Consider the following 12,570-nt stretch of genomic DNA (forward strand, 5'->3'; position numbering starts at 1 on the left):
CAAAAAAGCCATTTTTTTGGCGACGGAATTAAGCAAGTCTTATAAGGAGAGTTTCCAGATGCGCGCACTCAACCCTCTATGGAGCAGTATCGTGCTGGCAGCGGTCTGTACCCAGGCACAAGGCATCACCTTATCGGAGGCGATCCAGAGCACTCTGGACAACCATCCGGAGGTGCATGCCGGGGCCAATAGCCGCCTTTCATCGGATGAAGAAGTCAAAATTGCCAAAGGCGGTTATCTGCCAACCGTAGACCTGCTGATGGGCTACGGTCGCGAAAATACCGACAGTCCCAGCACACGAGCACTGGGCAACCACAACACTGAAACTCTGAATTACGGCACCTCTGAGCTGCGCCTGCGACAGATGATCTTTGATGGTTTCAATACGCCCAATGAAGTCGAGCGCACCAAAGCAGTGGTCAACTCGCGGGCTTATCGGCTCCTGGGCACATCTGAAAGCCTGGCTCTGCGTACCGTTGAGGTCTATTTGGATCTGCTGATGCGCCGTGAAATGGTCGAGTTGGCACGTAACAACTTACAAGCCCACCAACGTATCAATGATCAAATCAGCCTGCGCAGCCAACAAGGTGTAGGCAGCACAGCGGACCTGGACCAATCTGAAGCACGTCTTGCCCTGGCAGAGAACAACCTTTACACCGAGCAGGTAAACCTTGCCGATGCCGAAGCCAATTTCTTCAGTGCCGTTGGCCGCATGCCGGACGAGCTGGACTCGCCCGCCTCACTCAAGGGCTCATTGCCAGAGACCTTGGATGGCGCCCGCCAAGCCGTGATTGATAACAACCCGTTCCTGAAGTCCGCACAGGCCGACGTCCAGGCAGCCGAAAAACAATACGAAGTTGCCAAATCAACCTTCTACCCACGTGTTGACCTTGAGTTGGCCACCAATGCCGACAACAACACTCAGGGCGATGAGGGTCATAACAATGGTTGGCGTGCGGCTGTGGTGATGAACTACAACCTGTTCAACGGCATGCGCGACAAAGCACGCCTACAGTCGACTGCACACCAGATTAATGAGTCGATGGACATACGTAACAACGCCCTACGCGTACTCAACGAAAACCTCTCCCTGGCCTGGAACGCCATGGAAAACGCCCGCCTGCAAACCCCCAAAGCGCGTGATTACGCAGACTACACCGCACGAGTTCGCGAAGCCTATCAACAGCAATTCAGCCTTGGCCAACGCACCCTACTCGACCTATTGGACAGTGAAAACGAGCTCTTTACCGCTAATCGGCGTTACAGCGAAGTGCGCTTTAGCGAAGAGTTCTCGATGTACCGGGTAACCGCAGCGATGGGTGACTTGTTGCGTCAGCAGCAAGTGGTAGTACCGGCAGAAGCTGTAGCCCTCACTGAAGTGAAGAGCGAGGCCCGTCTGCCGGCAATGAAATAGAACCGGCATAAGGAGTAGTAACCTTGACCACCATGGAACGGCCGGGGTCATCCAGCGATCCGCGTCTTAATCACGACGACCCGCTGCTTGATGGCTTGTTGATTCTTTGCAAACTCCACGGCTGCTCAGCCAGCCGTGGCAGCTTGAGTGCAGGCCTGCCTTTGCCAGAGCAGCGTCTGACTCCTGAGTTACTGCCCCGCGCTGCAGCGCGGGCGGGTTTGCAAGGGCGTTTGCTGCAACGCGATCTGGCCAGCATCTCAACCCTCAACCTGCCCGTTCTGCTGCTGTTGAAAAACGGCCGTAGCGCGGTGTTGCGTCAATGGGGCCCGAAGAACCAAGCGCAAATACTGCCCTGTGAAGCCGACGGCGGTGAACAGTGGGTCAGCCGTGAACAACTGGCCAGTGAGTACAGCGGCCAAGCCTTCTTTGCCCGACCACGGCATGAATTGGAAGAAGTACGTTCACCGCTCGTACCGCGTATCGAAGCCTGGTTTCGCGACACTCTGAAGCTGTCGCGTTGGTTGTACACAGATGCCATTCTCGCCAGCCTACTGATCAACTTGCTCGGCCTGATGGTGCCGCTGTTCGTCATGCAGACCTATGACCGCGTCGTACCCAACCAGGCCACCTCAACGCTCTGGGTTCTGGCCATCGGCTTGTTTATTGGCATGGGCTTCGAGTTGCTGCTGAAAATCCTGCGCTCGCACTTGCTTGATACCGCAGGCAAGAAAACCGATGTGGTGCTGTCAGCCACGTTGTTCGAGCGCATCACTGGCATGTCGATGACAGCTCGGCCGGCCACCATAGGCGGCTTTGCCCAGAGCATTCATGATTTTCAGGGTTTGCGTGAATTTCTCACGGCCGTAACCCTCACCAGCCTGATCGACCTGCCCTTCTCATTTCTGATGATTACGGTGATCTGGCTGATCGGCGGCTGGCTGGTGGTCATCCCCTTGCTGGCGTTTCCGATCACCGCGCTGTTCGCCTTTATTATCCAGGCGCGTCTGCGCGATACGGTGGAAAAAAGTCTGCAACTGGCCTCACAACGCCAAGCATTGCTAATCGAAACCCTCGGCGGCCTGGAAACCCTGAAGGCTTGCAGCGCAGAAAGTGAACGCCAGCACCAGTGGGAAAAAACCCATGGTGCCCTCACCCGTCTCGATATTCATGCTCGCTCACTGGCCTCTATCGCCACCAACGGCACACTGTTTCTGCAGCAATTCGCGGGCATGGCCACCATCATCGCGGGGGTATACATCATCATCGCCGGCCAGCTCAGTGTGGGTGCACTGGTCGCCTGTTACATGCTGGGCAGCCGTATTTTGGCGCCGCTGGGGCAGATCGCTGGACTGATCACCCGCTACCAGCAAGCGCGCCTGACCATGACCAGCACCGATGCGCTGATGGCCCTGCCGCAGGAGCGTCAGGCCAAACAACGACCACTAGACCGCACCCAACTGCATGGAGCACTGGATGTACGCGACGTTACATTCAGCTACCCGGGACAAAGTACCCCAGCGCTTGCAGGCGTTAGCCTGCGTCTGACAGCAGGTGAACGTATCGGCATCATCGGCCGCAGCGGCTCTGGCAAGAGCACATTGGCGCGCCTGGTCATGGCTTTCTACAGCCCTAGCAAAGGGCAAATCCTGCTGGACAATCTCGACCTGCGTCAGCTCGACGTGGCTGACTTACGCCACCAGATTGGTTACGTCGCCCATGACCTACCACTGCTGGCCGGCAGCCTGCGCGATAACCTGACACTGGGCGCACGCTATGTCAGCGATGCACGCATGCTGGAAGTGGCTGAGCTGACCGGTGTGGTCGATCTGGCCCGGCAACATCCGCAAGGCTTCGACCGCCCCGTGGGTGAACGAGGCCAGCTGCTTTCTGGTGGTCAGCGTCAAGCCGTGCTGCTAGCGCGCGCGTTACTACTTGATCCACCCATCCTGCTGCTGGATGAACCCACCAGCGCCATGGATAACACCAGCGAGGAAATCCTGCGCAACCGCCTACAAACTTGGGCCCAGGGTAAAACCATGCTGCTGATCACACACCGCGCCTCAATGCTCAGCCTGGTAGACCGTCTGGTGGTGCTGGATAACGGCCATATTGTTGCAGACGGCCCGAAAGAAGCAGTGATTGAAGCGCTACGCAAAGGTCGAGTTGGCCCTGCTGCGGTATAGGAACGGTCATGCAAATAAGCACCTCGATTCGCGACTACTTCGCCAGCATGCGCCAGCGCAAGCAGGACACCGAGTTTATGCCGGAAGTCGACGGCGCCATTCTCGAAGACTCGCCCTGGTTCACCCGTATCACCGTCTGGGTGGTGAGCACATGCCTGATCGTGGCGTTGATCTGGGCCAACTTTGCCGTGCTGGAGGAAGTCACTACTGGTGAAGGCAAAGCCATCCCATCCAGCAAAATCCAGGTTATTCAGAACCTGGAAGGCGGCATCGTCAGCGAGATTTTTGTACGCGAAGGACAGATTGTCGAAAAAGGCGCTGTGCTACTGCGCTTAGATGACACGCGCTTTCTCTCCAACCGAGGCGAAGCCGAAGCAGATCGCCTGGCTCTGGTGGCAAGGGTCGAGCGGTTAACCGCAGAAGCTGAAGGACGCCCCATCAGCATGCCGGCGGATATTCTGCACGAAGCCCCACAACTGGCTGAGGATGAGCTGGCGCTCTATCAATCTCGACAGAACCGCCTGCAAAGCGAACAGCGCACTCTCGGCGAACAGCTGCGGCAAAAAACCCAGGAACTGGCCGAATTTCGCGCCAAGGCTCAGCAATACCGCTCCAGTATGGGCCTGCTGCAGCAGGAGCTGAATATGTCGCAACCCCTGGTCGCAACAGGCGCTATTTCCCAGGTGGAAATCCTCCGCCTGCGTCGCAGCCTGGTGGAAATACGCGGCTCATTGGATGCCACCAACCTGGCGATCCCAAGAGCCGAGTCGGCGATGGATGAGATCAAAAGCAAGATTGAAGAATCGGAACTGAGCTTTCGCTCAGATGCTTTCAAGGAGCTCAACGAAATCCGCACCGAACTGCAGAAGCTCACCGCTACCAGCGTTGCGATTGATGATCGCGTCAGCCGCACCACCGTGGTATCACCCGTGCGCGGGGTGATCAAACAACTCAAGGTCAACACTATCGGCGGCGTCGTTCAACCCGGCAGTGACATGCTGGAAATCGTACCGCTGGATGACAGCCTGCTGATTGAAGCCAAGGTACGCCCGCAGGATGTCGCCTTCCTGCACCCTGGGCAGAAAGCCATGGTCAAATTTACCGCATACGACTACACCATCTACGGTGGACTCAAGGCCAACCTCGAACTGATCAGCGCCGACACCATTACCGATGAGGAAGGCAATAGTTTCTACCTGATCCAGGTACGTACCAATAAGAGCCACCTAGGCAGCGATGAACATCCATTGCTGATCATCCCTGGCATGGTTGCCACGGTCGACATCATCACCGGTGAAAAAAGTGTGCTCGACTACCTGCTCAAACCAGTATTGAAGGCACGTTCGGAAGCCATGCGTGAGCGCTGAAATGCCTTATCTGACGCCTGATGCATCCGGCTTGCCGTGGTTACGCAGGAAAGTCTGTTCACCCATCGTCTCAATCTGCCCCTCAATCAATGCCTCAAAGGGTGTGAGCAGCCCATCGAAACAGACTGGAGCCTCAACGATATTCAGGGCAGTCACAATCGCTTCGATGGTTGATAAAGCACCGGGCATCGGCGCTTTGCGCAAGCGATAACGTGACTGCAATCCCTCCGGTAATACAACTCTGGGCAAAGTTGCCAACAATGGATTGAGGTGCAACAGCTTACGGGCTTTGCGCCATGTGCCGTCAGGCACCACCAGCAGCAGCGGCTGCTCACTGTGCTGTTGAGCAAACGCCCGTAACGCTTGCGCATGCTCGCCGGGGAACAACAAACACGCACGATAGCCAGGCGGCTGCAGCAGTGCAGCAAGCGACTCGAAGACCTCACCTACCAGCAACTCAGCATTACTCAGGCCAAGAGCCGCAAGACGTGCGGTATTCAGCGCATGCTTGACCTCACTCGGATGCTGCAGGATCAGCACCCGAGTACGGCTATTTAGAAAGGGAATCAGCGCACATAAACAGCGCTCAATCGGACGGGCACAACGTAGGCATTGCGGGCGTGGCATCGGTTTCTCCTCAGCCGCGCAGTTTGCCATAACACATCGAAAATCGGCTCAGCTCAGAGGCGAGCCGACAGGCATCCGGCCAAATCATCACTCAGCGATTGAAGCGCTCCGCGAGGCTGTGCAGATAATCGGCCATATCTTCCAGCTCCTGGCCAATAACTGCGCCCTGATGCGCCTGCTCGGCACTGCGGTCAGAGAGTTGCGCAATCTGCGTGATCTGTCGGCTGATGTCTTCCGCCACATGGCTTTGCTCTTCGGATGCAGATGCCATTTGCTGGCTCATGCCAGTGATGCGGCTGACGGCTTCACTGATTCCGCTTAACGCGGTGCGGACCGACTCGACACTTTCAACGCTCTGATTGGAAATCGCCTCGCCCTTGCCTGCGGTTACCACCGCACGTTCAGCCCCTGCGCGTAGCGACGAAATAATCTGATGAATCTGCTCGGTCGACTCACGCGTACGTGATGCCAATGAACGCACCTCATCGGCCACCACCGCAAAGCCACGTCCCTGCTCACCCGCTCGCGCCGCCTCGATGGCAGCGTTGAGCGCCAGCAAGTTGGTTTGCTCAGCAATCGAGGTAATCACATCGGCAACGCTGCCAATGGATTGTGTCGAGTTGGCCAGGTCATTGACGGCCTGACCAATATCGACCACGGCCTTAGCCATATGCTGCATAGAGTCGAGGCTGCCACTGGCAAGTTGCAGGCCTTGTTTAGCCAGCCGGTCTGCTTCCTCAGCGGCATGCGAGGTGCTCTGCACGTTGTGCGTCACCTCCTGAATGGTTGCTGCCATCTGGTTGATTGCAGTGGCGGACTGATCGGTTTCGCTACGCTGTTGATCAAGCATCAGCGCCCCGGAACGTGACAGGTCGGCCGAGCGCGCCGCATGCTTTTTGACATTGTTGCCGGCATCTTCAATACGTGTCAGCGCGGTCTGAAGTCGTGCGTCCTCACTGATCATCGCCATATCCAATAATGCCTGTGCACCCCGACTGTCGGTATAGGTCAGGGCGACTAAAGCACTGGTAAATGCCTTGGGGTGCTCGGCAAGTGTGTCCCTGATCAACCTACTTTTAGCGTGCAGTTGATAGGACCCGAGCCCGAACAGCACCGCAAAAATGAAGCCCAAAAGCCAAGTGCCACTCAGCACAGCGTGCGCAGCAAGAATCAGCACGCACGCCAGAATCAGCGGCCATGACTGAATGATATCGTAGGTCCAGTACTCCAGTTTTGGCACAGGAGGCTTGCCCTCACGCAAGCGGGCATAGAGTTTTTCAGCTCGGCGTTTCTGCGCTTCATCAGGTAGAGAACGTACCGATTCGTAGCCAGCCACCCGGCCATTTTCATAGATCGGCGTGACGTAGGCGCTAACCCAATAGTAATCACCATTTTTTGCACGATTTTTGACGACGCCCATCCAGGGCTTGCCCTGTTTAATGGTTTCCCACATGTGAGCAAACACACCGGGGGGCATATCGGGATGGCGCACCAGATTGTGCGGCTGACCGAGCAGCTCTTCGCGAGTAAAACCGCTGATCTCGACAAAGGCATCGTTGCAATAGGTGATATTGCTGTTCAGGTCGGTGGTGGAAATCAGCCGTTCATTGGCGGGAAACGTTCTTTCCCGTTGAGTCACTGGGAGGTTCTGGCGCATTGGAGCTATCCCTGTCTGAGCTATTTGCACAACTTCAGGTGTAGGTCTAGCACAGCGCTGACAACGCGCTAGCAAATGCTTGTTTTAAAGCAGGCAATTATGATCTGGGACAATTTGCGCAATAAATGTCAGCCGCCAGGACAAAAGCTGACCTTCGCTGACGCATGCATACAGGCACAAAGACCTAACGCCGTGGAGGTACCGACTTGGAGTCGGGGGAATTACTGCGTACGGGGATTGGCTGCAGTTTTGGCCGTTCACACAGGCCAAGGGCAACCAACAAATCAAGCAAGGCATTCTGCAACTTGGTGTTCATACAATAGCCTCCAACCCAAGACATCGACATAGGTGATTGGACACCTCATTCCAGCCTAGTTCAGGCTGATTGAAACTGCTTCAACTCCGTCGTAACAGGTTAAAACAGGACTCGCAGGCCAGCATAAAAGGTACGCCCGGGACCGGGCTCGAAGTAACGTTCATTGGCGTCGTTGATGCGCAGGTTATCGAAATACTCACGCCCTAGCAGGTTATCGATTCCCACGTACGGTTCCACGCTTTGCTCGTTCATCTGATAACGCTTACCGAGGCGCACATTGAACACGGCATTACCGGGAGCAGACCGGCTATTCGCATCGTCAACATATACCCGCGACTGAGCGCTCACGCCAAGCCGCACATAGGCGCCTTGATGTTCATAAGCCAGTTCGCTGAAGAGGGTTTGCTGCGGAATACCGGGGATACGCTTGCCGGAAAAATCGCCCGCCGTGGTTTGATACGCCTCAAAACGATAACGATTAAACGCATAGGCCGCAGACCAACGCCAATGATCGGCCAGTTGCCAATCCAGGCTCAACTCAAGGCCATCACGGCGTGACTCACCGGCATTGCGATAAAAGTTACGTCCAGGCTGGGCGGGTAGACTAAAGCCCACCAACTCATCTTCAAGCTCAATGCGGTACAGCGATACGGCATAACGCAGCGCAGGCCATTCGCCTTTGATACCCAACTCACGACTAAACGCCTGAGCCGGCTGCAAGGCGCTGTTGAAGCCACCGCCTTGTGGATTACCCAACTCACTGATGGTGGGTGTTTCAAAAGAGCTGGCCAGGCGCGCATAGAGCGATTGTTGCGGGGTGATGCGATAACTCAGTCCGGCGCTGTAATTCCAATCTTCCAGGCTGCGCGAGCCTGAGTCATTGCGATTATCGACCAGATAAAAATCATCCACCGCCAGACGTACCTGGTCATAACGCAGCCCAAGCGTGGCCTGCCACAGCTCGCTCAGGTCGATCTGATCTTCAATAAACAGCCCCTGGCTCAGCGCTGATTCATCTTGTTGTTGGCGCAATTGTCCACGCTCACCAAGCAGGTTGTCATACCGCCGACGATCATCACGTTGCGCCTCTAGCTCAAAGCCTGTGGTGATTTTATGAGGCAGGCCAATCAGCTCACGGTGATGGCTGTACTGCCCACCAACGCCGCTGAAATAGCGTTTGAAGGTCGTCTGCCCGCTGGTGGCAAACCCCAGCTGATTGCCAAACTCGCGGTGCCCTAGGTAACTGCGCAGCTGGTACTCATCAGCCCCCGCAGCGTAGCCATCCCAGACCAGCCCCAAGCGCTGTTGACGAATGTATTCATCGGCATCAAATCGCAGGTTATTCGGCGCTGCCTGACGACGATCCCTTTTTACTTCAGTGGCAGTCAGGCCGCCCGGATCTTCAGCACGGTTGTCGATGGCATTGAAGTTCAGGCGCAGACGCCCCGTTGGCGCATACCAGCGCAGCTTGCCGGTGAGGCTGTTGGTGTGCGCCTGGCTGTGCTCGCGATAGCCCTCTAAAACCGTGCTATTGAAGGCGAGCAAACCACTCAGGTTGCCGGCGCTGCCACCAATTTCACCACGTGTACGCTGATAACCCAGCCCAGCCGCACTGAGGTCCAACTGCATCGTGGGCACTATGGGTGGCTCGCGCGTTTCAATTGCCAGCACGCCGCCTGCGGCATTGCCGTACAGCACCGAAGCCGGGCCACGTAGGACCTCCATTCGTTCAACCAAGCCCAGATCAAGGCCGTCGAGCTCAGTTTGGCCATCGGGCATGGTCAGGGGCACACCATCGACCAGCACGCGAATGCCGCGCACGCCGAAATTGCCCCGTGCGCCAAACCCGCGAATCGCAGGGCGCAGGCCTTGAGCCAGGTTGTAACGATTGAGGCTGAACACGCCGGGCACGCGCGCCAGCAAAGCATCCAGCGCGAGGTTCTGCTCACCGGGCGCAACGCCCACATCAATAACTGTGACGGCGGCCGGCGTGTTCAACCAGCGCGCAGTGCTACGTGGCGAAGTGATCAGCAATGGCGCTAGTTCGACGGCAGCCTCGGCTGATTCAGCCGCCCTCACAACAGCACTATCCGCCAGAAGCCAGACACCAGCGGCAATCGCACAACACAACAGACGCACGCTGCTCAATACTCCCTGTCGGCTTGATCCTTGCGCCGATACGGGAATACATCGATGACCTTGCCGGCACGAATGGCATCTTGCAGGCTCTTCCAATAATCGGCGTCATACAGCTCGCCATGCAGCTCGTTGAACAGCTTGCGCTGCTGCATATCGGCAAACAGGAACGGCGGAAACTCCTCGGGGAAAACATCCAGCGGCGCCACGGAGTACCAGGGCTCGGACGACATTTCATCCTCGGGGTAACGCGGTGGCGGAATGCGCCGGAAGTTGGCCTCGGTGAGGAAGCAGATCTCGTCGTAGTCGTAGAACACTACGCGGCCATGACGGGTAACGCCGAAGTTTTTCAGCAGCATGTCGCCAGGGAAGATATTGGCTGCTGCCAGCTGCTTGATGGCTAAGCCATAGTCGTCCAGCGCTTCGCGCACTTGGGCTGCACTGGCGCTTTCCACATACAGGTTGAGTGGGGTCATACGCCGTTCGGTCCAGCAGTGACGCACCAGCACCGTATCGCCCTTCACCTCGACGGTGGACGGCGCGACTTTCAGCAGTTCGGCCAGGCACTCGGGGTCGAACTTACTCAGCGGAAAGCGGAAATCGGCGAACTCCTGGGTATCGGCCATACGCCCTACCCGGTCGACGGTTTTTACCAGCCGGTACTTCTCGATCACCGTATTACGGTCAACGTTTTTCGACGGCGAAAAACGGTCCTTGATGATTTTGAATACGGTATTGAAACCCGGCAAGGTAAACACGCTCATCACCATGCCGCGCACCCCGGGGGCCATGACGAACTTGTCATCGGTGGTGGCCAGGTGATTGATCAGCGCGCGGTAGAACTCCGACTTGCCGTGCTTGTAGAAGCCGATTGAGGTGTACAGCTCGGCAATATGCTTGCCGGGCAGAATGCGTTTAAGGAAGCCGACAAACTCCGCCGGATAGCCCACCCTCACCATGAAATAGGAACGGGTGAAGGAGAAAATGATCGACACCTCCGCTTCATCGGTGATCAGCGCATCAATCTGAATGCCCTGCCCTTCGCGGTGCAGCAGTGGAATCACCAACGGCCATTGCTCATCGCGGGTGTAGATACGCCCAACCAGGTACGCGCCTTTGTTGCGATAGAGGCGCGAGGCGAACAGCTCAATGCGCAGGTCCGGGTCCTTGCACACCCAATCCGGCAAATTGGCATGCAGTTGCTTGAGCAACCGCGCCAGATCGCGCTCCAGGTTTTCATAGCCGACTTCGAAACTGAAATCCTCGAAAATCTGCCGCAGCGCCTGTTCAACATTGCCCTTGGGTTCGTACAGCCGTGTTTGCGGCGCCCGCTCATTCACCCGCAACGCTGGGCGCGTAGTGTGGATAAACATGCAGCCATCGTTGATCTGGTCATGGCTGAACAGCCCGCAAAAGATCGAGTTGAACCAGGTTTCCGCCAGCTCGTCGTCGTAGCGCAGGTCGATCTGGGCGATGTAAGCCGACTTCACCAGCGGCCACTGCGCCACATCCAGCAGCACCTGCGCTTCGTACTCCTGACTCAGGCGCGTGCTGACCGCACCGACGCACTCTTCATAAAGGGCAATACGTGCGGCTGAAGCCTGTTGAATTTCCTGCCATTGCGCCTGTTCGAATCGCACCCGCGCGCCATTGGTGATCTGCCTGAACTGCTCACGGTAATCATCGAAGCCGTCGAGGATAAGTGCGGCAATCGCGCTGGCCGGCCATTGCTGTGGCATATACGAACCCCTGCAGATCAAATGCGGATAATCCACCGAGCTTATCCAGTGGCCGCACCAAGTAAAAGCCGGCAATGCCTGAATACAGATTTATCTGCCACGAAATATTGCCATTCGACGGCTTTGAAAGCGCATTTCGAATTGCCTTGGCGTACGCGCCCAGCAACACTGCTCGCCTTTCTTAATATGTGGAGTTCGTTGTGCGTCTTGCCGACCTGATCCGTCTGCTGTTGCTGGCTGCCATCTGGGGCGCCAGCTTTCTGTTTATGCGCATCGTCGCGCCCGTACTGGGCAGCATGCCAACCGCATTTTTCCGCGCCAGCTTGGGCATGCTTGGCTTATTCGCCATTCTGTTACTGATGCGAGTTCGGTGGGACTTCAGCGGCAAACTCAAACACTGCCTGATCCTCGGGGTAATCAACGCTGGCTTGCCCTCAGCCATGTATTGCATGGCTGCACTGGTACTGCCCGCGGGCTACTCCGCGATTCTGAATGCCACCACACCCATGATGGGGGTGCTAATCGGCATGCTGTTCTTTGCTGAAGCCATGACCTGGAGCAAAGCCGCCGGGGTGGCCATCGGCCTGTTCGGGGTAGCGGTGCTGACCCGCACCGGCCCGGTGGAGTTTGATTTACCGCTGCTCTGGGGAGCCGCTGCCTGCCTGGTGGCTACCGCCTGTTACGGTTTTGCCGGCTTTCTAACGCGACGCTGGATCGGCCAACAAGGCGGCCTGGATAACCGTCTGACCGCCTTTGCCAGCCTCTGTGGTGCCAGCCTGTTTCTACTGCCCTGGTTCGCCGGCTCTCTGGTTGTGCAGCCGCCGGCCAGCTGGGGCGGGCTAGAGGTCTGGCTGTCCCTGGCTGGGCTGGGCTTTATCTGCACCGCCTTCGCCTATGTGCTGTATTTCCGCCTGCTCAGCGATATCGGCCCGATCAAGGCCAGCACCACCACCTTCCTGATCCCACCATTCGGCGTACTCTGGGGCGCCTTGTTGCTGGATGAGCCACTGTCCTGGGCCTACCTGTATGGCGGCGTGCTGATTGCCATCGCGCTTTGGCTGGTGGTACGGCCTAGCGCAACGGTCAAACCCACCTGACTCACCCCTGACACAAAAAAGCCCGCTGTTTAAG

Annotated in this window: 9 protein-coding genes; 4 read left to right on the plus strand and 5 right to left on the minus strand. The window is 57.0% G+C overall.

The features are described 5' to 3' along the window. Positions 1 to 58: 58 nt before the first annotated feature. From HBN63_RS16910 to HBN63_RS16920, 3 genes are read left to right on the plus strand one after another with little or no spacing between them, the layout of a single operon-like run. The gene (locus HBN63_RS16910; RefSeq protein ID WP_090256160.1) at positions 59 to 1,414 is read left to right on the plus strand and encodes a TolC family outer membrane protein; all 1,356 of its coding nucleotides are present in this window, start codon (positions 59 to 61) and stop codon (positions 1,412 to 1,414) included. A 23-nt stretch (positions 1,415 to 1,437) separates the two neighbouring features. Next, entirely contained in the window at positions 1,438 to 3,597 is a 2,160-nt protein-coding gene (locus HBN63_RS16915; protein WP_170050215.1) for a type I secretion system permease/ATPase, read from the plus strand. An 8-nt stretch (positions 3,598 to 3,605) separates the two neighbouring features. Next, entirely contained in the window at positions 3,606 to 4,964 is a 1,359-nt protein-coding gene (locus HBN63_RS16920) for an HlyD family type I secretion periplasmic adaptor subunit (protein WP_170050216.1), read from the plus strand. A 6-nt stretch (positions 4,965 to 4,970) separates the two neighbouring features. Here the strand turns inward: HBN63_RS16920 and HBN63_RS16925 are convergent, their stop codons facing one another. The 5 genes from HBN63_RS16925 to aceK form a co-directional block, all read right to left on the minus strand. Then, positions 4,971 to 5,591 carry a DTW domain-containing protein gene (locus tag HBN63_RS16925; protein ID WP_170050217.1) on the minus strand — a complete coding sequence of 207 codons (621 nt, stop codon included), beginning with the start codon at positions 5,589 to 5,591 and terminating at the stop codon, positions 4,971 to 4,973. Positions 5,592 to 5,682: 91 nt separating this feature from the next. Then, positions 5,683 to 7,248, minus strand: a complete 1,566-nt coding sequence (locus HBN63_RS16930; RefSeq protein WP_160088536.1) for a PAS domain-containing methyl-accepting chemotaxis protein — start codon at positions 7,246 to 7,248, stop codon at positions 5,683 to 5,685. A 184-nt stretch (positions 7,249 to 7,432) separates the two neighbouring features. After that, positions 7,433 to 7,564: a PA1414 family protein gene (locus HBN63_RS21960; protein ID WP_262498997.1), complete on the minus strand. Its 132-nt coding sequence runs from the start codon at positions 7,562 to 7,564 to the stop codon at positions 7,433 to 7,435. Positions 7,565 to 7,663: 99 nt separating this feature from the next. Next, positions 7,664 to 9,703, minus strand: a complete 2,040-nt coding sequence (locus HBN63_RS16935) for a TonB-dependent receptor (protein WP_345940495.1) — start codon at positions 9,701 to 9,703, stop codon at positions 7,664 to 7,666. A 5-nt stretch (positions 9,704 to 9,708) separates the two neighbouring features. Beyond that, entirely contained in the window at positions 9,709 to 11,439 is a 1,731-nt protein-coding gene (gene aceK / locus HBN63_RS16940) for a bifunctional isocitrate dehydrogenase kinase/phosphatase (RefSeq protein WP_170050218.1), read from the minus strand. A gap of 200 nt (positions 11,440 to 11,639) precedes the next feature. Here aceK and HBN63_RS16945 point away from each other — a divergent pair, with 200 nt between their 5' ends. After that, entirely contained in the window at positions 11,640 to 12,536 is an 897-nt protein-coding gene (locus tag HBN63_RS16945; RefSeq protein ID WP_090256154.1) for a DMT family transporter, read from the plus strand. Positions 12,537 to 12,570: the final 34 nt, after the last annotated feature.

The sequence above is a fragment of the Pseudomonas sp. WS 5011 genome, from assembly GCF_012985775.1.
Lineage (GTDB): Bacteria > Pseudomonadota > Gammaproteobacteria > Pseudomonadales > Pseudomonadaceae > Aquipseudomonas > Aquipseudomonas peli.

Excerpts from the sequence above, each read along its gene's own strand:
- HBN63_RS21960 (WP_262498997.1), bottom strand. The coding sequence starts at position 7,564 with ATGAACACCAAGTTGCAGAATGCCTTGCTTGATTTGTTGGTTGCCCTT.
- HBN63_RS16920 (WP_170050216.1), top strand. The coding sequence starts at position 3,606 with ATGCAAATAAGCACCTCGATTCGCGACTACTTCGCCAGCATGCGCCAG.
- HBN63_RS16925 (WP_170050217.1), bottom strand. The coding sequence starts at position 5,591 with ATGCCACGCCCGCAATGCCTACGTTGTGCCCGTCCGATTGAGCGCTGT.
- HBN63_RS16930 (WP_160088536.1), bottom strand. The coding sequence starts at position 7,248 with ATGCGCCAGAACCTCCCAGTGACTCAACGGGAAAGAACGTTTCCCGCC.
- aceK (WP_170050218.1), bottom strand. The coding sequence starts at position 11,439 with ATGCCACAGCAATGGCCGGCCAGCGCGATTGCCGCACTTATCCTCGAC.
- HBN63_RS16910 (WP_090256160.1), top strand. The coding sequence starts at position 59 with ATGCGCGCACTCAACCCTCTATGGAGCAGTATCGTGCTGGCAGCGGTC.